Genomic DNA, 20,739 nt, shown 5'->3' with positions numbered 1-20,739 from the left:
CTCAACAGTGACCGACGGTCCGCTGATCGTACAAAGTGACAAGACCATCCTGCTGGAAGTGGACCACGAGCTCGCCACCGAGGCACGCCATGCCATTGCCGCCTTTGCAGAGTTGGAACGCGCCCCCGAGCACATGCACAGTTACCGGCTGACACCGCTGGGCCTCTGGAACGCGCGGGCCGCGGGGCTGGACGCCGAGCAGGTGCTGGACACCCTGCTGAAGTACTCCCGCTTCCCCGTGCCGCACGCCCTGCTGATCGACATCGCAGAGACCATGTCCCGCTACGGTCGGCTGCGCCTGGAAAAGGATGCCCAGCACGGCTTGGTGATGCGCACCGACGACTACCCCGTGTTGGAGGAAGTCATCCGTGCTAAGAAGATCGCTCCGCTGCTGGGGCCCAGAATCGACGGCGAAACGGTGGTGGTGCACTCCTCGCAGCGGGGCCAATTGAAGCAGCTGCTCCTCAAACTTGGGTGGCCGGCGGAAGACCTGGCCGGGTACGTGGACGGGCAGCCCCACCTCATCATGCTGAACGAGAGCGGCTGGCAGTTGCGCCCGTACCAAAAGCTGGCCACGGAGAACTTCTGGGCCGGCGGCAGCGGCGTCGTCGTACTCCCCTGCGGTGCCGGTAAGACGCTGGTGGGTGCGGCCGCAATGGCGACGTCCTCCACCACCACACTGATCCTGGTCACCAACACCGTCTCTGCCCGTCAGTGGAAGGATGAGCTGCTCAAGCGGACCTCCCTGACCGAAGACGAGATCGGCGAATATTCCGGCGCCGTCAAGGAAGTCCGCCCTGTCACCATCGCCACGTACCAGGTCCTCACCACCAAGCGTGGCGGGCTCTACCCACACCTGGAGCTCGTGGACGGGCACGACTGGGGACTCATCATCTACGACGAAGTCCACCTCCTGCCCGCCCCGATCTTCCGCATGACCGCCGACCTCCAGGCGCGGCGCCGCCTTGGCCTCACGGCCACCTTGGTTCGGGAAGACGGCCGGGAGGGCGAGGTCTTCAGCCTCATTGGGCCCAAGCGGTACGACGCACCGTGGAAAGACATCGAAGCGCAGGGCTACATCGCCCCTGCAGACTGCGTGGAAGTCCGCGTGGATCTGCCTCGGGACGAACGGGTGGCTTACGCCATGGCCGACGACGCGGATAAGTACAGGCTCTGCGCTACCTCGGAAACCAAGACCAAGCTGGTGGAAGACCTCGTAGCGGTCCACAAGGGCGAACAGCTGCTGGTGATCGGCCAGTACATCGACCAGTTGGACGAGATCGCCGAACGCTTGGACGCTCCCCTGATCAAGGGCGAAACCACAGTCAAGGCGCGGCAGAAACTTTTTGATGCCTTCCGCAAGGGTGAGATCCATACGTTGGTGGTGTCCAAGGTGGCCAACTTCTCCATCGACCTCCCCGAAGCCTCAGTGGCCATCCAGGTGTCGGGCTCCTTCGGCTCACGCCAGGAAGAGGCACAGCGGCTGGGCCGGCTCCTGCGCCCCAAGCAGGACGGCCGCGCTGCCCGCTTCTATTCATTGGTAGCCCGCGACACCCTGGACCAGGATTTCGCCGCCAAACGGCAGCGTTTCCTGGCCGAACAGGGTTACGCCTACCGGATCATGGACGCCAAGGACGTGGGCAACGACGTGGGTCAGGAACAGTAAAGCCCCGGCCTGAAGCGGCAAACCCTTGCTATTCATGTCCAGCAACTTTACGATTCCAAGTGAAGCTCTCCGCCCTTAATGGTTGCCCCTGGTCCAGGCATCCAGGCGGCCAGCCGTCGGCGGTGGGGGAAGCCCGCAGCCAGGGAGCCGGCGGTTCGAAGGCCTAGAAGAATCTGAGAATTTTCCACCAGAGGATTCCCCAATGCGCAAAGCCCTCCTGGTCCTCTCCGCGATTGTCCTGCTGTCAGCACTCGCACAGCTGTTCTTCGCCGGATACTTCCATTTCCAGAACACCATCGAAGCCCAGCGTGAAGCGGGCGTCTACCACGCGGTGAACGGACAGTACGTACTCCGATATTCAGCACTGCTCGCCGCGATCGTCGCTGCCATTGCCCGGGTGGGATCCCGGACGATCTGGTTGGCCGCAGGCATTTTCCTGCTGACGTGGCTCCAGTTGTTCATTTTCATCATCGGCGGCATGCTGACAGGTTCTTCGCCGGAATTCATCACCCCGGCAGGTTCGTGGGTTGTCTCAATCCACCCCATCGTCGGCGTGATGATGATCTTCATGTCGTACTGGCTGTTCATCCGCGCCCGGGCGGCAGCCCTCAACCCACAACCTCTGCCTCCCAAAGCTGCATCCACGGATGCTTCAACGTCGCCCTCCACAGCCTGACCAGCGGCAGCTGTGACCACCTCACAGCTGTTGGCGGTTGACCTGGTGTTGTCCGTCCTCGCGGCCGGCGCCTGGATCACCGCTGTTTGGTTGACTGTTTCCTCAACCAGGTCCACCACCAACCGCGCTGTGGACGCGTCACGGGCAGCCGGCCTGGGCGTGCTGGTGGTGGGTGTCGCCGTCGCATTGACGGTGGCGCGTTATGCCTTACTTCCTGCTTTGGTGGCCGGCAGTTGGTGGTTTGCCAGCGAACGCACAACCATCAACCTGCCTCTGACCGCCATCCCCGCGGCTTGGGCCGCGCTGGCCGGTGTTCCGTACTTGCTGAGGAGGCGGAACACCGGCTCCACTACTGAGGGAACAACACCGCCGCACCCGGCCCGGGAACACCCGGCCCGGGCCCGGGAGTGGGCAGTCCTGGCCGTGGTGGCGGCTGCGGCGTCGGCCGTGGCTTCGCTCGCCCTGACGTTCATCCTCGGACCTTTCCCAGCACCGTGGAGCGTCGCGGTGCTATTGGCCCTGATGGTGTTGACGGTGCTGCTGGCCAAGCTCGTGCTGTTCACGCCCCGCCGCCTCAACCGGACAGGGGGTGGAGTTGAGGGCGACGTTGCGGCAGGACTTGAAGGTCGCACCAGCGGCGCTCCGCCATGGGGCAGGCGTCCGACGGCGGCTGCCGCAGTTGCCGGGCTCATGGCGTGTACCGCTTTGGGCTCCGGAGTCTTCGCCTGGCTTGGGAGCCGGTCAGCCGACGGCGCGGTGATCGCGGCCGCCGTCGGGCATCACGAGGGCGGCAACGCCGCGCCCGTTGCGAATCCGACGCCTGTAACCAGCCTGCTGGGCGAGTCCCCTGCCAATCCCGTGGTCAGGCGCTACGAACTCACGGCCCGGGTGGAGCAGGTGACGCTGCCGTCCGGTCAGCGCACGGAAGCCTGGACGTTTGGCAGCCTTCCGGGCCCTGCGTTGGAAGCCACGCTGGGCGAGGTGATGGAGGTGGAGCTCAAGAATCGTGATGTGACTGCCGGTGTCACCCTGCACTGGCACGGCTACGACGTTCCAAATGCCATGGACGGAGTAGCCGGTGCAACCCAGGATGCCGTGATGCCCGGGCAGTCCATGACCTATCGCTTTACTGCTGCCCAAGCCGGCACGTACTGGTATCACACCCACCAGGATTCAGCCGAGGGGGTCCGCAAGGGCCTCTACGGCACCTTCGTCGTGCACGATCCCACCGTGTCCCGCGCAGAAACGGACATCGTGGTGGCCGGACACGACCTCAGCGGTCTGGGGTTGCTGGGCTCCTCAGACCGCACGAGTACGTACTCGGCCGCGCTGGGATCGAGCGTAAGGATGCGGCTCATCAACACTGATTCCCTGCCGCAGCGCTACCTCGTGGAGGGGACATCCTTCAAGGCGGTGGCGGTGGACGGAACCGAGGTGAACCAGCCTGGGGAGGTGTCCGGCCAGCTGGTGCGGCTGGGGGCCGGTGGCAGGGTGGACATCGCCTTCACCATGACGGACCGGCCCGTGACCCTTCGCTCCGACTCCGCGTCCAGCGCTGTTGTTGTGGCAGCTCCGCCCGATTCCCCTGACGTCACCGTCCCTGAGAAGGCCCCTCCCGGGATCTTCAACACCACCCCTGTGCTCGACCTGCTGGACTATGGCGAACCGAGGGCCGGGTCAGGGCTGGAGGAAGCCGCCACCACCCGGGAAGAGGTGGTTGTCCTGGACCGGCAGTTCCGTTTTGTTGACGGCATACCGCGATACGCGTTTACGGTGAACGGCGCTGCGTACCCACTGGTTCCGTCCATCGATGTAGCCCTGGGCGACACCGTGAAAGTGACGGTGATAAACCGCACCGCGGACCCCCATCCCATGCATCCCCATGGACACCATGTCCAAGTGCTCAGCAGGAACGGTGTGGCACCCACGGGCTCGCCGCTTGTCCTGGACACCGTGGACGTGCTGCCCGGCGAAGTGTGGGAGCTTCTGCTCCACGCTGACAACCCGGGGATCTGGATGGACCACTGCCACAATCTGGATCATGCCGCCGAAGGAATGATGATGCTGCTGAAGTACCAAGGCGTGTCATCGCCGTTTGTCCATGGCGGCCATGCGGGGAACCGGCCTGAATAGTGCAGGCGGTTCAGCGCCTAAGCAACCATCCGGCGGGTGTTCTGGACGGTGACGTGGTCCACCACGGCCCAGCAGTCCTCGTCACGGAGCTGGGCACTGGCGAAGCGCTCGGCGGCCGCGAGGTCATGGAAGTCCTCCCGCCTGACCCTGCCGGTTTCGCTGTCAAGGTAGGTCACATGGAACTCGGTTTCCACCGTGTCCTGGTGCTGGTGAATGCTGACTGGAGCTGCTGCGTTTGCCATGTTTAAAGTGTGGAACGGGGCACTGACATTATTGGAAGCATCCCCGGGCGTGTTCGGAATTAGCCGCATTCAGGCGGCGGTGAGGTACCGCGCGGATACTTCACGCACTGTATCGCTGAGAACGTCCAACACCCTGGAAGCCGTCTTCCATCGCTGCCAATAAAGCGGGACATCGAAAGGCCTCTCCGGGGCAAGTTCAATGAGGCTGCCGTCGGCAATATCGGGTCCGCATTGGACCTCCGGGATCAGCCCCCAGCCCAGGCCAAGCCGGATCGCGTCACCGAAATCGTGGGAGGCCGGAACATAGTGGCGGGGCCCGCGTCGTTCCGTCACTGGTTTTCCGGCTTCGCCCGGCCACGACTGCACAAAGGCCCACTGATAGGTGTCCTTACGGTCGAAATCCACAGTGGGGGCTGCGTTGAGGGCCTCTCCGTCCAGGCCTTGGGGGAAATCAGGGAACCACCGGTCCACATAGCCCGGCGCCGCGACGGCCCTGTACCGCATGACGCCCAGGCTTTCCACACGGCACCCTTGCACGGGCTCGGGGGTCGCAGTCACCGCAGCCATGACTGTACCCGAGCGCAGGAGGGACGTTGAGTGCTGTTCGTCGTCCCGGTGGAGGTCGAACGTGACGTTGAGATCGTTGGGGACGCCCGCCAGTGCCTGCAGAAACCACACGGCCAGCGAATCCGCGTTGACCACGATCGGCACGGCAAGCTGTGCCCCGTCCGCACCCAGCCCGAGCTCCCTTCCTGCATCCGCTTCGAGCTGGGCCACTTGGCGGGCCAAGCGGAGAACCACCTCGCCCGCTTCGGTGGCTTTGGCCGGATTGCTCCGCTGCAGCAGGACACGACCCGCGGATTGCTCCAAGGCCTTCAATCTCTGGGACACCGCGGAAGGCGTGATGTGCAGGAGGCGTGCTGCGGAGTCCAGTGTGCCCTCGGCGAGGACGGTGGCGAAGGTCAGCAACTGTTCGGAAGGAAACTGTGGCATAAGAGAATCTTATGCCACATCAGTATCATTAGCTGGTCTAAAGGCAAGGCCGCCCGTAGTTTCAAATGGTGACTTATACCGACTTCCTCCATTCCGCAGGCCTCGGCCTTGCCACAGGCCTGGCCCTCATCGTCGCCATCGGCGCACAGAACGCCTTCGTGCTGAGGCAGGGCATTCGTGGCGAGCACATTGTTCAGGTTGTGGCGGTCTGCGCATTGTCCGACGCCGTGCTGATCGCTGCCGGCGTCCTTGGCACCGGCGCCCTTATTACGGCAGCCCCGGCCGCCGTCGTCGTTCTTCGCTATGTGGGGGCCGCCTTCCTGGTGACGTACGGCATCATGGCCGCACGACGCGCTCTCCGACCCCAGACCCTGACGACCAGCAACGAATCGACCCACGACGGCGGCGCGAAACGCGGCGTCGCAGCGGCCGTCACCACCGTCCTGGCGCTGACGTGGCTCAACCCGCACGTCTATCTGGACATCGCCCTGCTGGGTTCGATCGCCAGCGCGCAGGGTACCCCCCTGCAGTGGTGGTTTGGGGCCGGTGCCATGCTGGGCAGCATCCTCTGGTTCTGCTCGCTGGGCTTTGGCGCGCGTTTTCTCCGTGGTTTCTTCGCGAAGCCCTTGTCATGGCGGTTCCTGGACGGCGGCATTGCCGTGACCATGGTGGCGCTGGGCGCGGGCTTGGCGTTGGGTACCTGAGGTGCCGCGTTCGTGCGGGGCGTGAGCCCCATCCAGCCACGCAGTCCGCTCACATGCAGCATCCAGAGAACTCCCAGTTTCTGGGAGCATCATGGATGTCATGAAAAAGAACGGCCCCGAAGCCAAGCTCCTTGTCGTCGATGACGAACCCAACATCCGCGAGCTGCTCTCCACGTCCCTGCGTTTTGCAGGTTTCGAGGTCGTTGCCGCGTCCAATGGCCGCGAAGCCCTCGCCGCAGCCGATCTCCACTCTCCGGACCTCGCTGTCCTGGACGTCATGCTCCCGGACATGGATGGTTTTACGGTGACGCGCCGCCTCCGCGCAGCCGGCAAGCACTTCCCCGTCCTGTTCCTGACCGCGAAGGATGACACCGAGGACAAGGTCACCGGCCTGACCGTGGGCGGGGACGACTACGTCACCAAACCGTTCAGCCTCGACGAAGTGGTGGCACGCATCCGCGCCGTCCTCCGCCGCACGCAGCCGCTGGAAGACGACGACGCCGTGATCCGTGTCGACGACCTTGAACTCGACGACGACGCCCACGAGGTCCGCCGCGGCGGCACCGTCATCGAGCTGTCCCCTACCGAGTTCAAGCTCCTGCGCTACCTTATGCTGAACCCCAACCGGGTACTTTCCAAGGCCCAGATCCTGGACCACGTCTGGGAATACGACTTCAACGGTGACGCCTCGATCGTTGAGTCCTACATTTCGTACCTGCGCCGAAAAGTGGACATCGATCCCGATGCCGCCGCCCTCATCCAGACCAAGCGCGGCGTGGGCTACGTGCTGCGAACGGCAGAGAAGCGCTGACCTTGCTGCAACGCTGGAAGTCGGCGTCCCTGAGGTCGCAACTCGTCGCCATCATCATGGGCCTTCTCCTGTTGGCCCTGGCGGCGACGGGCGCGGGAACGCTGACGCTCGTCAAGAGCTACCTGCAGGGCCAGGTGGACGACAAACTGAAGGCCGCCGTTGCGCTGGCGCAGGACCAACAGTCCTTTGATAAGTTGACCCAGCCGAACCCCACCGCGCCCAACGACTCCGCTGTGCCCACCGACTACTCGCTGACGCTGTATGTCCCCGGGCTTGATCCCTACCCTTTCGGCGGCAGCCAGACTGACCGTCCCGCAGTCTCCAACATCACCTCGACCGAGGCCAAACAGCGCGGCAATACCCCCTTCCAGGTCAAAGGCACGGCAGGCACCAACTGGCGTGTAGTTGCCGTAGGCGTGGTTGCCAACGGGCAAAATGGCGTGGTCATCATCGGGCTGCCGCTTACCCCGGTGGACAAAGTCATGGAGCACGCTGTCCTGGTAGTGGTGGGCGTTGGCCTGTTGACGCTGGTACTGGCCTTCTTCATTGCCACCTGGACGGTGGCCCGGTCCTTCCGGCCCTTGGCCAAGGTGGAAAAGACGGCCGCTGCCATCGCTGCGGGAGACCTCTCCCGCCGTGTGGACATCGATAACCCCCACACTGAGGTCGGCAGGCTCGGCGGTTCCCTGAACGCCATGCTGGCCCATATTGAGGCCTCCTTTGCGGCCCGCGCCGCTTCCGAAGGACGTATGCGTCGCTTCGCGGCCGATGCTTCCCACGAACTGCGCACACCCTTGGTCACCATCCGCGGTTTCTCGGAGCTGTATCGTCACGGCGCCTTGGCCACTGAAGAGGACGTGGCGATGGCGATGGGCAGGATCGAAAGCGAAGCCAAGCGCATGGGCTCCATGGTGGAGGACCTGCTGATGCTGGCCCGCTTGGACGAGCAGCGTCCGCTGCAACTCAAGCCCGTGGATCTGCAACTCCTGGCACACGATGCCATGGTGGACACCAAGGCATCCTTCGGGGACCGCAACATCACGCTCACAGGACTCGACGGCGCCTCCCCCACCGCGGCTCCCGTCCAGGGCGACGAAGCCAAACTGCGCCAGGTCATTGGCAACCTGGTGGGCAATGCCTTGAGGTACACGCCGGAAGGAAGCCCCATAGAGCTCGCTGTCGGTGTTCGAACAACGCCCACCGAATCAGTCTCTGTGATTGAGATCCGCGATCACGGACCCGGTATTCCGGATGAGGAAACCAACAAGATCTTCGAACGGTTCTACCGCGCGGATACGTCGCGCACCCGGGAGACGGGTGGCAGCGGACTGGGTCTCGCTATTGTTGCCGCCATCGTGGGCTCCCACGGCGGTACCGTGCGGGTCACGGAGACCGACGGCGGCGGGGCCACCATGGTGGTCAGCCTTCCGTTCCGTGAGGAGCCGGCCGAGCTGGTATCAAGCTAGCGCACGCTGTTGTCCACATAACTGTGTCGTCCGGCAGTTGTCCACATAGCGGCGACGCTGTGTTCCAGGGTTGCAGGCGGGTGCTTAGGCTCAATGATGTGGCCCACGCATCCCACCGCAACCTGCGGAACATCTTCGTCGAAAGGCACCACCCATGAGCGTCATTTCCGTCGACACCGAGTTGCTTCAGCTCAAGTCGGCCAATGTCAAAGGAACCGTGGATCGCATCAGTTCTGATGTGCTGACCATGAAGCGGGGCCTGGACGAACTCGAGGCAACGTGGCGTGGATCTGCCGCCACCAACTTCCGGTCCTTGGTCCTTGAATGGTCCATTACCCAGGGCAAAGTTGAAGCCTCGCTCGCCTCCATCAACCTGGCACTGTCCTCGGCCGCAGCGAGTTACTCCGAGGTGGAGCAGGGAAACACCCAGCGCTTCGCCTACTAACCATCCCACCCATGAGCTCCTGCGGGGCCGGCTGTCTTCCCCCTGTGCATGCCGGCCCTGCAGGTCATGAGTCTGCGGGATAGAGTCCCCCGGGCTCCAGCTTCGCTAGCTCTCCAGAGTCCCCTGGTGGAACCGGAGCCGCCATTGGCCACGGTCCAACATCCAGACTGAACTGCGCAGGGCTGATCCCGTGTGGGCGAGGCTGCGATAGTTCAGCAGGATGGTGTTCTCGCTGAGACGGTCGGCACTGAGCAGCTCAAGGTCAGTGGGCTCGCCTGGATCCTCTTCCAAGGCCATCATCATGGCGTCCCGGGTCCAGAACCGTCCCGAGCTGCCGATCTCTGCGAAGTCCGGGTGGAGCAGCACTCCGATCCTGCCAATGTCAGCGCGAACATCCGGCCGAAGCAGTTCCCGTTCCAAGGCAAGCACCGTCTCCTCGGCGGAGAGCGCCTGGGTGGAAGCATCCTCGAGTTCGCTGAAGAGATCAGGCTGGCCAAAGATCCCGGACTCTCCAAAGAGCGTCGGCTCAAAATGTGGTCGGGAGCTGCGCTCGGCCTTCGATGGAGCGGACCCAACTGTTGCTCTGGGAGCGTTCGCCGATCCCAAGGAGGTGGCCGCCGCCCCCACAACCGCTGCCCCTGCGATAACGGGGTCTTCATGCCGGAGGTGGGTTTGTACCAGCGCTTCCGCCTGCAGCTGCGCCTGAGCGGGTCCCTGGGCGCTTACCGTGGCATCCAGCGGTGCCTGGTCCCGCCGCCCTTTCGCGTCGCCCTTCCCAGGGGCGCCAGGGAACCCTGGGCCGCTCCGGTGCGCGACACCCTGCTGGTAGGCCGTTGCAGCGGCGCGTGCACGCTCATCGGCGGCCTCGTTCAGGTCATGTCCGGCGTGCCCCTTGACCCATTCGAACCTGTACTTGCGGCCCACGATCGCCTGGTCGATGTCCTTGAGGAGGTCCACGTTCAGCACAGGCTTGCCGTCGGCTTTGCGCCAGCCTTTGCGCTTCCATCCCGGCATCCACTTGCTGATGCAGTTGATGACGTACTGGCTGTCGCAAAGGATCAGCAGGTCTTCCTCCGGCACATGTGCCGTGGAACGGAACAGATCCAGGACGGCCATGAGTTCACCCTGGTTGTTGGTGCCGTGCGGCCAACCTCCTGCGCGCCAACAGGAGTCATCAACGTACCAGGCCCAACCGGCCGGCCCAGGATTGCCGAGGGCGGACCCATCAGCGGCAGCAATAATTGTCATGACCTTAATCCTGCCAGACCCCACCGACACTGAATCCGTGCTAGCACAGCAAGACGGCGGCCCCCACCAGGTGGGGACCGCCGTCGTTTGCTCTAAAGCGTGACGCTTGGGCGCTGTATTGCTACAGCGTGGGGACTTAGAAGCCGCCCATGCCGCCCATGTCGTCGCCGCCGGCAGCCGGAGCGTTCTTCTCAGGCTTGTCGGCAACTACAGCCTCGGTGGTCAGGAACAGACCAGCGATGGAAGCAGCGTTCTGGAGAGCCGAGCGGGTGACCTTTACGGGGTCGTTCACACCAGCAGCCAGAAGGTCTTCGTAGACACCCGTGGCAGCGTTCAGGCCGTGGCCCGAAGGCAGGCCGCGAACCTTGTCCACCACAACGCCGGGCTCGAGGCCGGCGTTGAAGGCGATCTGCTTCAGCGGAGCGTCGATGGCAACCTTGACGATGTTCGCACCCGTTGCCTCGTCACCCTGGAGGGTGAGGTTGGCGAATGCCTTGGCACCGGCCTGGATGAGGGCTACGCCACCACCGGCAACGATGCCTTCTTCAACAGCAGCCTTGGCGTTGCGGACTGCGTCCTCAATGCGGTGCTTGCGTTCCTTGAGCTCAACTTCGGTTGCGGCACCGGCCTTGATGACTGCAACGCCGCCGGCCAGCTTGGCCAGGCGTTCCTGCAGCTTCTCGCGGTCGTAGTCGGAGTCGGAGTTCTCGATCTCGGCGCGGATCTGGGCCACGCGGCCTGCGATCTGCTCGGCGTCGCCGGCACCTTCAACAATGGTGGTCTCGTCCTTGGTGACAACAACCTTGCGGGCGGTGCCGAGGAGTTCCAGGCCGGCGTTTTCGAGCTTGAGGCCAACTTCTTCGGAGATGACCTGGCCACCGGTGAGGATGGCGATGTCGGCCAGCTGCGCCTTGCGGCGGTCACCGAAGCCCGGAGCCTTGACGGCAACGGACTTGAAGGTGCCACGGATCTTGTTGACGATCAGGGTGGCCAGGGCCTCGCCCTCGATGTCTTCGGCGATGATCAGCAGCGGCTTGTTGGACTGCATGACCTTCTCCAGAACCGTGACGAGTTCCTTCACGTTGGAGATCTTGGAGTTGACGATCAGGATGTACGGGTCTTCGAGGACCGTTTCCTGGCGCTCTGCGTCGGTGACGAAGTAAGCGGAGATGTAGCCCTTGTCGAAGCGCATGCCCTCGGTGAGCTCAAGCTCCAGGCCGAAGGTGTTGGATTCCTCGACCGTGATGACGCCTTCCTTGCCCACCTTGTCCAGGGCTTCGGCGATGAGGCTGCCGATTTCCGGGTCACCGGCGGAGATGGAAGCCGTAGCTGCGATCTCTTCCTTGGTTTCGATCTCCTTGGCGGAGGCCAGCAGTTCCCTGATGACTGCCTCAACAGCCTTCTCGATGCCGCGCTTGAGGGACAGCGGGTCGGCGCCGGCGGCAACGTTGCGCAGGCCTTCCTTCACCAGTGCCTGGGCGAGGACGGTTGCAGTGGTAGTACCGTCGCCAGCGACGTCATCCGTCTTCTTGGCAACTTCCTTGACCAGTTCTGCACCGATCTTCTCGTAGGGGTCGTCCAGCTCGATCTCCTTGGCGATGGAAACGCCATCGTTGGTGATCGTGGGGGCGCCCCACTTCTTTTCGAGGACGACGTTGCGTCCACGCGGGCCGAGGGTGACCTTGACGGCGTCTGCGAGGATGTTCAGGCCCCGCTCGAGGCCGCGGCGTGCCTCTTCATCAAATGCAATGATCTTGGCCATAACGGCGGTAGTCCTTTCGGGACAGTCGTTAAGAAGGTACCTGTCAGATGGGGTGCCCGCGACGGACGGTCCTTTGCCCGCGGCCTCTGTATGCCCCGCGCTCCGGACCTCACCCCACCAAGGTGTTTCTTGATCCTCCGCTGGAACGAACACCGCCCACCGCCGGGGTAAGCCGGGCTGGACTTAGCAGTCGAACCATAGGAGTGCTAAATCAATAATTAGCACTCGACCGGGGAGAGTGCAAGCAGAGATGCCACTTTGCTCTATAAACAAAGGGCTTTCAGCCGAGGGCTGACGGAGACGGGTCGAAACCCGATAAGGCGCTACGCGACGCGCACACCTTCGGCTTGCGGACCCTTTTGCCCCTCGCCCAGTTCAAACTCAACCCGCTGACCCTCTTCAAGGGCGCGGAAGCCGTCCATCTGAATGGCGGACCAGTGTACAAAGACGTCGTCACCCGACTCATCCACAGTGATGAATCCGTAGCCTTTTTCGGCGTTGAACCATTTGACGGTTCCCAATGCCATGATGCCCACACTTTCGCAGTAGCCAAGACCGGTTGCCGGGATCTCCGTACCGGAATCAATCCACTGTAACCACAGTCACTCTGCCGGCGCTCCCCATGGAGGCCCGGGGCATCACTTTTGTTATTGAGGCTTAACCGAGTTGGGGCTTCAGGGCCACTTGGAGGCCAGAGGTTTACTGGTAGCCCGGTCCTGCCACAACAACCAACTGCTGCTGCACCTCGGGCGATTCAACGATCGTCTGGATGCCCAACAAGGTGCCCAACGCCTCGGCGTTAACCTTCTGCTCAGGCGCGTTGTAGAAGATCACGGACGTCTGCTGCGGCAGGCCGCCCCAGTTGCCCACGGTGCTCAGCGTCCAGCCGTCGGCTTCCACCAGGCCGGCCACGCGGCCAGCCAACCCAGCGGTGCCGGCACCGTTGTACACGGCAACCGGGGTGGACTTGTCGACCGGCGCGGAGGACGACGTTGCAGACGGGCTCTCTGAGGGCGTCGGCTCGCTGGATGCGGACGGTGCACTGCTGGATTCGCTCGGAGCAGCAGAGGGCGAGGCATCAGTCTGCTGCGGGGCCGGCGTGGAGACGCTGGGCGCGGCATTGGGGGCCACCACGCCGAGGTTTGGAAGGACCAGGAAGGCCACCAGCCCCAGAACCAGGGCTACCGCCCCAACGGTCAAGACCGGCCACAACGTGGGACGCGTGGTTTCCTGGGCATCACGGTGAACGCCCTGCCGGGAAGTGTTCTGCGGGACCTGGTCGAATTCGTCCTTGGCATATTTGGTCATGGTGAAGCGTTGTCCTTGCTGGTTGCTGCTGACAGATCAGCCTGGCGATTTACGCGTCGGACCCCAAGCGACGTGCCGTCCGCGCACGCTGGCGGGACGTACGTAGTCTACGCAATCTCTTGACGAGCATGGGATCGTGGGCCAACGCGTCTTCGGTATCTATGAGCGCGTTGAGGATCTGGTAATAGTGTGTTGCCGAGAGATCGAACAGTTCACGGATGGCCTGCTCCTTGGCCCCTGAGTACTTCCACCACTGCCGTTCCAAGGCCAACATCTGCTGGTCCCGTTCGCTGAGCGGGGAGTCACTGAGGGTCCCGGCCGCAAGGTCTGCGAGGGCAAACCCGGTTGACTGCGGCGCCATCGGTTCCGGTGCTGGTTCTGCCACGGCACACTCCTTCGACGCGTGTTGGGGGAAAATGTCCTACCCCCATGTTACGGGCGAATAACAACGCTGTCATTCGCCGGGCCGGTACTGCACAGGAGACAATGGCGTGGTGAATGGCGAGGATGCACTCTTTGACCTTGAGCCGACGGACCTGGACCATGCCGGTTTTGCCGGGCTCCCCGGCCGCCCGCTGGAAGAACTGATGGCGCAGGACTGGGCTGATGCCCTGCGTCCCGTGGAAGGGCAGCTGCGGAGCGCCTTGGACTTCGTCGCGACCCAAGCCAAGAACGGAACCCACGTCCTTCCCTCGGCCGGCAACCTTCTGCGCGCCTTCCAACAGCCGCTGGCAGACGTCAAAGTACTGATTCTGGGCCAGGACCCGTACCCCACGCCGGGACACGCCGTCGGGCTTTCCTTTGCAGTCTCGCCACGGACGCGGCCCATCCCGCGCAGCCTCGCCAACATCTACCGGGAACTGCACGACGACCTCGGGCTGCCTCCCCGGGTCCATGGAGACCTCACCGCCTGGACGGACCAAGGCGTCCTCCTGTTGAACCGTGTCCTCAGCGTCACCGCCGGAGATGCCGGCTCCCATCGTGGCAAGGGCTGGGAGGCCATCACGACGGCGGCAGTCACCGCCGTCGCCCGCCGTACGGACGGTGCGGGGCGGCGCAGCCCGTTGGTGGCCATCCTCTGGGGCAAGGACGCCGAGGGCGTACTGCCGTTGCTGGAGGGAGCGCCGTCCATCGTGTCGGTCCATCCCAGTCCGCTCTCGGCCTCCCGGGGCTTCTTCGGTTCCAAGCCCTTCAGCCGCAGCAACGAGCTGCTGCTGGAACAGGGCGCCGAACCCATCAACTGGGAACTGCCTGTCCTGTAACCTTCGACTCATCCCCAGCGGACGTGCAGCAAATTAGCTTAGGCTTACCTACATGTCTGCTCTCCCCGTGACTTCGTCCGCCACCCGTACAACCCGCCCGCAGGTCAACCTGACAGTCCTGCGGAATGAACGCCTTTCGCCGCATATGGTGCGGATCGTGGCCGGCGGACCGGGATTCAGTGACTATGCGAACAACCAGTACGTGGACCGCTACGTCAAGATCGTCTTCCCCCAGCCGGGCGTCGAGTACCAGCTTCCGCTGGACCTGTGGGCCATCCGCGAGACCATGCCGCGGGAGCTGTGGCCGCATACCCGGACCTACACCATCCGTTGGGTAGACCTTGAAGCCCAGGAATTGGCCATCGACTTTGTGGTGCACGGCGACGAGGGACTTGCAGGTCCTTGGGCAGCCGCAGCCGAACCCGGCGATTCGTTGGTCTTCACAGGACCCGGCGGCGCCTACAACCCGGCCCCGGACGCCGACTGGTACTTGTTCGCCGGCGACGACGCCGCGATCCCGGCCATTGCAGCATGCGTGGAGGCTCTTGCCCCCGATGCCCGCGGAACCGTGTTTCTGGAAGTGGACAACGAGGCAGACATCCTGCCGATTTCCGCCCCCGCCGGAGTGAACCTGCATTGGCTGCAGCGCAACGGAGTACCTGCGGGCGCCAGTGACTTGCTGCTCGATGCCCTGCGCACCACCGAATGGTTGCCCGGCCGGGTGGACGTTTTTGCCCACGGCGAGCGGGGTTATATGAAGGGCCTCCGAGAGATCTTCTTCGTCCAGCGTGGATTGGAGCGTTCCCAGGTGTCACTGTCCGGCTACTGGGCGCAGGGTCGCGTGGAAGAAGTATTCCAAGCCGAGAAGAAGCTTCCGGTCGGACAGATCTAGATTCGGCACAGATCTCTTATAGCCGAACGGCGCTGCCTCATGGCAGCGCCGTTCGTGTTGTGTCGCCTATCGCCTGCGGACCCTGCGCCGCTCATTGCTGGACAGGCCCTTGGTCAATGGCCGGGCAAGGTTGTCGCCAAGCACGATGCCCGCAGCCACTCCCAGGACAATCGCCCCTGCGTTCAACATGCCGCCCGCACCCAGCAGAATGTCTCCCTCCTCGACGGTCAAAACATACATGGACCGGAATATAGTGAGGCCGGGAAGCAGGATCAACGCGGCAGGAACTGCAACCACCAGCTGCGGCGCTCCGAGTTTGAGCGCCACTACCCGTCCCAGCAGGCCAATGACCACGGCCGCGACGGCGGGTGACAGGCGATCGCCGAGCCCGGCGGCGCCAGCCCCCCACAGAACGAAGAATCCCACTATGCCGACTGCCGCCGTCGGGATCAACAGACGCATTTGCGTTTGTTCGGTGACACCGATGGCCACCACCGCGATGGCGATCAGGATGGCCTGACCCCATAAGGGATACGCATCGGGGAATGTATCCGTGACGTCCAGGACCTCGCTGCCGATCAGCGTGCCGACCACCACTGCGACGCCGATACCCGCCACGATGGCACCGAACGTCAGCGCCGTGGAAAGGAATCGTCCGGCTGCTGTCACCGGGAAGCCGTTGATCGCATCTTGAACGGACGAGACAAGTCGACCCGTTGGCAGCAACAGGAGGATTCCGCCGGCAACCACAATGGACGGAGCAATGTCCACACCCGCCCACCGCAGCATCAGCGCGATAAAGGTGACCAGGAACGCGCACGCCATGGTGTTGAAGAAGTCCGCAGTGCGCCACCGTGCAAGCTGGCGTGAGAGCAGGCTGATCAGGATATTGGAGCAGAAAGCCACCGCGGATGCGCCCAGGCCACCGCCCAGGACCCCCACGAAAACCGCGGAGAAGATACCGAAGGCAATGGTGACCATCCAGCGCGGGAACGGCTTGGCGCTGCGGATGATTTCGTTCAAGCGGCGCACGGCTTCATCGCGGCCCACTCCGCCGGCAACTATGTCAGTAACAAGCTGGTGCACCTGCGCCAGGCCGGCGTAGTTGTTGGTCCAGGATCGAACAACGCGCAGCAGTGTGATGGGCGTCTGGTCCTTGGGCGCGTAGTTGATGGCCACCGACTGGTTGGTGATGTCCACTTCAACGTTCTTCAGGCCAAGGGCGGCCGTCACAGCGATCATGCTCGTTTCGACCTCAAGGGCGCCCGCTCCATAGCGGAACATGACCTCCGCCAGATGCAGGGCGAAGTCGATGGTCTTGCGGGCCGAAGCATCCACTCCCACTACCTGGATGGTGGGGTTGGCATAAGGGCTTCCCGCCAAACGGTCCACGATGTTCATGGGCGCCGTGGGCGGGCTGTCACCTTGGACCAGACGCATGAGCATACGTTTGGCGTTGACGTTCTGCCTGACCTGGGATGGCCTCAGCGGCTGGGTTTTGGGCAGCCCGTCAGTATGGGGCCTGCTGGCGGACCCGTCGGGGCGTTCAGTCACGCGGCGATCCTCCCTTGGCTTGTGTGATTAGCGGTTCCTCCGAAATTTTCCTACTACCGGCAATTTCTCCAGTGGCAATCGTCCCAGTACTGTCTGGGCAGCTCCTGCGAGCTTCCTGACCACGCGATAGGCGTTGAAGATGAGCGGGTTCACCGGTGCAACGAAGTCCCCTGCCAACTGGACCACCTCGCCCCCGAATCCCTTCTTGAACTCGTAGCCGCCGTGGCCGGTCTCGTCCTGGCCTTGGATGCCAAACGTGCCGTAGAAGTTATAGCGCGAGTATCCGTTGTTGAGTGCGTGCAGCATCATGCCCCAGTACAGGGATGTAGCGCCGTTGAAGTAGATGTAGTCCTGCACGGTGCCGCCAATGACGCACACCAGTTCGTCGCCCGAGCAGGCAAAGTGGATGGCAGCCACAGTGGCCACGCCTACGGAGTCCGGGAAGCGTTCGATGTCCCTGAGGCTGCGCTCATAGCTGTCCACCAGATCCTGGACTACCTTGACCCGGTTGGCTTTCTTCTTGCTGCCGGTCTCCTCGACCTCCCGCTTGAGCTCTGCGAGGGTCTTTGATTCAGCCTCCAGCCGTTCCGTGATGGACGCCCGGTACTCAGGAATGTTGATCTTGGCCATCATGAGTTTGGTGAACTCATCCGATGTGTTGCGGAGCAGTTGCTCGTAGTACTCGCGTTCGCGGTAGGTGAAGCCTTTCTCGTCTCCGGCGGTGCTCAGCGCGCCGTAGAACTCATCCAGCGTTTCCAGAGTGGCCTGCTCCAGGTACACGCCGTTCTTCTCGGCTTTACGGATGGCCTTGCGGGTGCGGTAGTTCATGCCCATGATGAGTTCTTCGGAATCAGCGATCCCGTCGAGCTGCTTGATGAACATCCAGTTGATGTTGGCGAAGTTCATATCGAAGCCTTGGTGCTTGAAGCCCAATCCTTCGAATTCCTTCAGCAGGGGACGGTTGTCCTCCACCTCGGGGTGCTCCGCGCCCTCTTCGTCGCGCGCGATGTACCGGATGTTGGGTGAGATCCGCAGTTCAGCGGCTTTCTTCGAGGCCGCGTGCTTCTTCAACTGCTCGACGACGAAGCGAACCACTGCGGGGTCGCTGTAGTCCATCAGTGGTCCCTTGGCGCAGTCTGCGATTTTGTAGCCCAGGCGGTTGGACGAGTAGACGAGCTTTCCTGCAGCAATCAGGCTGCCCCTCTGCATGACCCCGAAGAGTTCCACTTCCTGGCCACGGGCACGCTGGAAGCGCGTGAGGTCCATGGACTGGATGAAGCTCCCCTGCGGGTGTCCCTTGGCAAAGGTCTCGAAATCAGCGTCACTGAGAATCACGAATTCCATGGCGGTTCCAGCCTCAATCGGAGTCAAAGAAATTACCTCACCTAAAAGTAGATTTGCACCCGTTGGTGGCCGGGGCGGGCCTGACGTTGTTTGGCTTGGTGGCTGCGGTGGCCGTCAGTAGAACTGGCCGCCGGTGCGCATGGTCTCGAGTCGGCGGAAGATGCGTTCCGCACCTTTGAGCCACAGCTTGTATCGGACAGGTCCCAGGGCGAGGTCGTAGCAGCCCACAAAGTCCGTGACGGTTTTGGTGAAGCTTGTCTTGAACGACCCCAGCCCGTAGAGCGGGTGGCTCTTGTCCTTGATCCTTGCAGCAGGCGGCGTACCGCAGAAGTCGTACTCCACGCAGCCCAGTTCCTGCATGCGCTGGATTGCCGCCCACTGTGCCAGGTGTGAGTCACCGTACTGCTTGCGGTTCTGGGTGGATCCGCCGTCTTTGTAGGTGGCCTTGGAGCCATAGTTGATGACGAAGGCGCCCACGCTCGGTGCCCCATCCTCGTGGACGAAGAAGAAGTGACCCTGCCCCCGGCTGCAGAACTCTTCCCAGAACTTCGCGTAATACTCGTAGCTCCGCAACGGCATGGCACCTTTGGCGTCCATCGTGTTCCGCATGAGGGCGTAGAGCTTGCGGTAACTGTCCTCCCCTGGCTCGGCCTGAACCACCTCGCACCCTTCGCGTTCGGCCCTGCGGACAGCGTTGCGGGCACGCGAGGAGATGCTGCGGAGGACCTCGTTGGCGGGCGCTGAGATATCCAATATCGCAGTGGAGTCGTTGGATTGGATGTTCGGTGCCTTAACCAAGCCAGCCGCTTTCAGTTGCGTCACCGCCTCGGGTGACTCCACGACGTCGGGCTCGATCTTGATGGTGAAGACCTTCATCTTCTGTTCCTTGGCCAACGTGGCAATGGCCGTGAGCATGGGGTTGATGTCCTCCACGGCGGCAGCGTCCGGCCCCTTGATGAGGTACCAGAGCCGGCCCAGAACCGGGAACTTCTTTTCCAGGAGCAGGTTGTAGCTGGTGTAATCGGAGGCCTCCACCACCAGGCGGCGGACCAACCAGCCATTGCCGTCCTTGACGGCCGCGTAGGCGTCCGACTGCAGCATGTTGCCGCCGTTCGGATTGGCCGTGACGTGCTTGTCCCAGTTGTCGATTTCCTCGGCGGTGGCAAAGCGGGCGGTGAATTCTCGCAAGGTGGCCGTGTCCAATCTCAGGGTTTTGGTGCAGTGTTCAAAAGCGTGGTGGCATGCGGACATGCAGCCCCAAGTCTATCGGGCCGGGAAAAATCTGCTGGTTTACGGGCAAAACCGCAGTCTTGCGGTTACTCACAAGCGAATCTGGTCCGCGCTCTCCAGCTGGATGGCCTTCGGTTGCTTTCCCAGTTCCCGCTGGCCGCTGGCGAGTCGGTCCGCGTTGGTGAGCCTGCTGAGGCTAAGTCCTGTCAGGTCCGCGATCTGACCGATGGGGACCTGGAAAGTCCGGAACGGTCCCAGCGGAGGTGGCTCTCCCTCCAGAAGCTTCTGGTCGATGGCCCTCTTCAGTTCCACTTTGCCCAGCAGCGGCGACTGGTCCAGGACGAACCCGACGGCGGCCAGCGTGGCATCGTTGGTCCAGGCCGCGATCTTCCAGAACTTTCGCGGGATCTGGACGCCCCGGTAGGGCTGATCGTCGTCGAGGAAGACGGGTCCGGTGAAGACACTGAGCTTGGCGTCGTGGGCATCGGCGTGGTTCAGCACGTGATCCTCGAGCCCCACCCACAGTTCCTTGCCTTGGTTGAAGTCATCCACCTGCGGCGCAGCGTTGGTGAAGGCAAACGTGTCCTGGTTGGCTTTCTTGGCCGTGGCCGCGTCACCCCAGACTGGATCCAGCCGCCTCACCAAGTGGCCGCGGTCGAACGCGTTGTTCTTGTAAACGTCCGGGCCGGCCTGCTGTTCCCTGGGAATCCTGTCATCAAAATGCCAGGTGCCCTCACGGGCCAGCGGATTCAGTTCCTTGCCGTGGATATTGACCCCCACAATCGCCGCGAGTCTCCGGGCAGCCCGGAAACGCACGGAGAAGTGGATGTAGTCCAAAAGAATCGTCGTTGCCGACGGACTGGGCAGCTCAAGGCGTGCCCGCAAAAAATCCCTGTCGTATCCCCCGCTCATGGATACAGCATGGCACTAGGCACTGACAGTAAACAGACTCAGCATTCGACGACGTTGACGGCGAGGCCGCCCATCGCGGTTTCCTTGTACT

20 protein-coding genes are annotated in these 20,739 nt (G+C 63.1%); 9 read left to right on the top strand and 11 right to left on the bottom strand.

Translation table 11 applies throughout. The features are described from left to right. Positions 1 to 7 precede the first annotated feature (7 nt). The 3 genes from RQH14_RS20990 (at position 8) to RQH14_RS20980 (ending at position 4,475) form a co-directional block, all read left to right on the top strand. Positions 8 to 1,666 (top strand): DNA repair helicase XPB, encoded by a 1,659-nt coding sequence (locus RQH14_RS20990; protein WP_311215059.1) that lies wholly within the window; start codon positions 8 to 10, stop codon positions 1,664 to 1,666. A 202-nt stretch (positions 1,667 to 1,868) separates the two neighbouring features. After that, positions 1,869 to 2,342, top strand: a complete 474-nt coding sequence (locus RQH14_RS20985; RefSeq protein WP_311215058.1) for a hypothetical protein — start codon at positions 1,869 to 1,871, stop codon at positions 2,340 to 2,342. A 12-nt stretch (positions 2,343 to 2,354) separates the two neighbouring features. After that, on the top strand, positions 2,355 to 4,475 hold the full coding sequence (locus RQH14_RS20980; RefSeq protein ID WP_311215057.1) for a multicopper oxidase family protein: 2,121 nt from the start codon (positions 2,355 to 2,357) through the stop codon (positions 4,473 to 4,475). Positions 4,476 to 4,492: 17 nt separating this feature from the next. Here the strand turns inward: RQH14_RS20980 and RQH14_RS20975 are convergent, their stop codons facing one another. Continuing rightward, positions 4,493 to 4,717 carry a hypothetical protein gene (locus RQH14_RS20975; RefSeq protein WP_311215056.1) on the bottom strand — a complete coding sequence of 75 codons (225 nt, stop codon included), beginning with the start codon at positions 4,715 to 4,717 and terminating at the stop codon, positions 4,493 to 4,495. A gap of 69 nt (positions 4,718 to 4,786) precedes the next feature. Continuing rightward, positions 4,787 to 5,710, bottom strand: coding sequence for a LysR family transcriptional regulator ArgP (locus RQH14_RS20970; RefSeq protein ID WP_311215055.1), 924 nt, complete (start codon positions 5,708 to 5,710; stop codon positions 4,787 to 4,789). Positions 5,711 to 5,775: 65 nt separating this feature from the next. On the opposite strand from RQH14_RS20970, the gene RQH14_RS20965 reads away from it, so the two are divergent. The 4 genes from RQH14_RS20965 to RQH14_RS20950 all read left to right on the top strand — a co-directional run bounded on the left by RQH14_RS20965 (position 5,776) and on the right by RQH14_RS20950 (position 9,136). Next, positions 5,776 to 6,414, top strand: coding sequence for a LysE/ArgO family amino acid transporter (locus tag RQH14_RS20965; protein ID WP_396136338.1), 639 nt, complete (start codon positions 5,776 to 5,778; stop codon positions 6,412 to 6,414). A gap of 100 nt (positions 6,415 to 6,514) precedes the next feature. Beyond that, positions 6,515 to 7,225 (top strand): response regulator transcription factor, encoded by a 711-nt coding sequence (locus RQH14_RS20960; protein ID WP_089597209.1) that lies wholly within the window; start codon positions 6,515 to 6,517, stop codon positions 7,223 to 7,225. 2 nt (positions 7,226 to 7,227) lie between these two features. Next, a complete protein-coding gene (locus RQH14_RS20955; protein ID WP_311215054.1) occupies positions 7,228 to 8,691 on the top strand; it encodes a HAMP domain-containing sensor histidine kinase in 1,464 nt (487 codons plus the stop codon). A 154-nt stretch (positions 8,692 to 8,845) separates the two neighbouring features. After that, a complete protein-coding gene (locus RQH14_RS20950) occupies positions 8,846 to 9,136 on the top strand; it encodes a WXG100 family type VII secretion target (protein WP_311215053.1) in 291 nt (96 codons plus the stop codon). A gap of 105 nt (positions 9,137 to 9,241) precedes the next feature. Here RQH14_RS20950 and RQH14_RS20945 read toward each other — a convergent pair whose 3' ends face one another. From RQH14_RS20945 to RQH14_RS20925, 5 genes are all read right to left on the bottom strand, one after another. Further along, positions 9,242 to 10,384 (bottom strand): ribonuclease HI family protein, encoded by a 1,143-nt coding sequence (locus RQH14_RS20945; RefSeq protein WP_311215052.1) that lies wholly within the window; start codon positions 10,382 to 10,384, stop codon positions 9,242 to 9,244. A gap of 136 nt (positions 10,385 to 10,520) precedes the next feature. Next, positions 10,521 to 12,146, bottom strand: coding sequence for a chaperonin GroEL (groL, locus tag RQH14_RS20940; protein WP_311215051.1), 1,626 nt, complete (start codon positions 12,144 to 12,146; stop codon positions 10,521 to 10,523). A gap of 323 nt (positions 12,147 to 12,469) precedes the next feature. Beyond that, positions 12,470 to 12,673, bottom strand: a complete 204-nt coding sequence (locus RQH14_RS20935) for a cold-shock protein (protein WP_011773737.1) — start codon at positions 12,671 to 12,673, stop codon at positions 12,470 to 12,472. A 172-nt stretch (positions 12,674 to 12,845) separates the two neighbouring features. Continuing rightward, on the bottom strand, positions 12,846 to 13,454 hold the full coding sequence (locus RQH14_RS20930) for a LytR C-terminal domain-containing protein (RefSeq protein ID WP_311215050.1): 609 nt from the start codon (positions 13,452 to 13,454) through the stop codon (positions 12,846 to 12,848). Positions 13,455 to 13,503: 49 nt separating this feature from the next. Next, entirely contained in the window at positions 13,504 to 13,839 is a 336-nt protein-coding gene (locus RQH14_RS20925) for a DUF3263 domain-containing protein (protein WP_396136339.1), read from the bottom strand. A 106-nt stretch (positions 13,840 to 13,945) separates the two neighbouring features. Here RQH14_RS20925 and RQH14_RS20920 point away from each other — a divergent pair, with 106 nt between their 5' ends. Together RQH14_RS20920 and RQH14_RS20915 are read left to right on the top strand one after the other, a co-directional pair. After that, on the top strand, positions 13,946 to 14,716 hold the full coding sequence (locus RQH14_RS20920; protein WP_311215049.1) for a uracil-DNA glycosylase: 771 nt from the start codon (positions 13,946 to 13,948) through the stop codon (positions 14,714 to 14,716). 52 nt (positions 14,717 to 14,768) lie between these two features. Continuing rightward, positions 14,769 to 15,608, top strand: a complete 840-nt coding sequence (locus RQH14_RS20915) for a siderophore-interacting protein (protein ID WP_311215048.1) — start codon at positions 14,769 to 14,771, stop codon at positions 15,606 to 15,608. A gap of 66 nt (positions 15,609 to 15,674) precedes the next feature. Here RQH14_RS20915 and RQH14_RS20910 read toward each other — a convergent pair whose 3' ends face one another. The 4 genes from RQH14_RS20910 to RQH14_RS20895 all read right to left on the bottom strand — a co-directional run bounded on the left by RQH14_RS20910 (position 15,675) and on the right by RQH14_RS20895 (position 20,648). Next, complete coding sequence (locus RQH14_RS20910; protein WP_311215047.1) at positions 15,675 to 17,162, bottom strand: threonine/serine exporter family protein; 1,488 nt, start codon at positions 17,160 to 17,162, stop codon at positions 15,675 to 15,677. A 27-nt stretch (positions 17,163 to 17,189) separates the two neighbouring features. Continuing rightward, positions 17,190 to 18,506, bottom strand: coding sequence for a peptidoglycan bridge formation glycyltransferase FemA/FemB family protein (locus RQH14_RS20905; protein ID WP_311215087.1), 1,317 nt, complete (start codon positions 18,504 to 18,506; stop codon positions 17,190 to 17,192). 114 nt (positions 18,507 to 18,620) lie between these two features. Beyond that, positions 18,621 to 19,709, bottom strand: a complete 1,089-nt coding sequence (locus tag RQH14_RS20900; protein ID WP_311215086.1) for a peptidoglycan bridge formation glycyltransferase FemA/FemB family protein — start codon at positions 19,707 to 19,709, stop codon at positions 18,621 to 18,623. A gap of 117 nt (positions 19,710 to 19,826) precedes the next feature. Then, on the bottom strand, positions 19,827 to 20,648 hold the full coding sequence (locus RQH14_RS20895) for a DNA/RNA non-specific endonuclease (RefSeq protein WP_311215046.1): 822 nt from the start codon (positions 20,646 to 20,648) through the stop codon (positions 19,827 to 19,829). Positions 20,649 to 20,739: the final 91 nt, after the last annotated feature.

Source organism: Arthrobacter sp. WCS2018Hpa-7 (genome assembly GCF_031843805.1).
Lineage (GTDB): Bacteria > Actinomycetota > Actinomycetes > Actinomycetales > Micrococcaceae > Arthrobacter.
This window is presented reverse-complemented; position numbering and strand designations above follow the sequence as displayed.

What these genes read in the sequence shown, in the direction of transcription:
- RQH14_RS20985 (WP_311215058.1), top strand. Translation starts at nt 1,869, where the DNA reads ATGCGCAAAGCCCTCCTGGTCCTCTCCGCGATTGTCCTGCTGTCAGCA.
- RQH14_RS20975 (WP_311215056.1), bottom strand. Translation starts at nt 4,717, where the DNA reads ATGGCAAACGCAGCAGCTCCAGTCAGCATTCACCAGCACCAGGACACG.
- RQH14_RS20970 (WP_311215055.1), bottom strand. Translation starts at nt 5,710, where the DNA reads ATGCCACAGTTTCCTTCCGAACAGTTGCTGACCTTCGCCACCGTCCTC.
- RQH14_RS20965 (WP_396136338.1), top strand. Translation starts at nt 5,776, where the DNA reads ATGGTGACTTATACCGACTTCCTCCATTCCGCAGGCCTCGGCCTTGCC.
- RQH14_RS20960 (WP_089597209.1), top strand. Translation starts at nt 6,515, where the DNA reads ATGAAAAAGAACGGCCCCGAAGCCAAGCTCCTTGTCGTCGATGACGAA.
- RQH14_RS20950 (WP_311215053.1), top strand. Translation starts at nt 8,846, where the DNA reads ATGAGCGTCATTTCCGTCGACACCGAGTTGCTTCAGCTCAAGTCGGCC.
- RQH14_RS20945 (WP_311215052.1), bottom strand. Translation starts at nt 10,384, where the DNA reads ATGACAATTATTGCTGCCGCTGATGGGTCCGCCCTCGGCAATCCTGGG.
- groL (WP_311215051.1), bottom strand. Translation starts at nt 12,146, where the DNA reads ATGGCCAAGATCATTGCATTTGATGAAGAGGCACGCCGCGGCCTCGAG.
- RQH14_RS20935 (WP_011773737.1), bottom strand. Translation starts at nt 12,673, where the DNA reads ATGGCATTGGGAACCGTCAAATGGTTCAACGCCGAAAAAGGCTACGGA.
- RQH14_RS20930 (WP_311215050.1), bottom strand. Translation starts at nt 13,454, where the DNA reads ATGACCAAATATGCCAAGGACGAATTCGACCAGGTCCCGCAGAACACT.
- RQH14_RS20915 (WP_311215048.1), top strand. Translation starts at nt 14,769, where the DNA reads ATGTCTGCTCTCCCCGTGACTTCGTCCGCCACCCGTACAACCCGCCCG.
- RQH14_RS20905 (WP_311215087.1), bottom strand. Translation starts at nt 18,506, where the DNA reads ATGGAATTCGTGATTCTCAGTGACGCTGATTTCGAGACCTTTGCCAAG.
- RQH14_RS20895 (WP_311215046.1), bottom strand. Translation starts at nt 20,648, where the DNA reads ATGAGCGGGGGATACGACAGGGATTTTTTGCGGGCACGCCTTGAGCTG.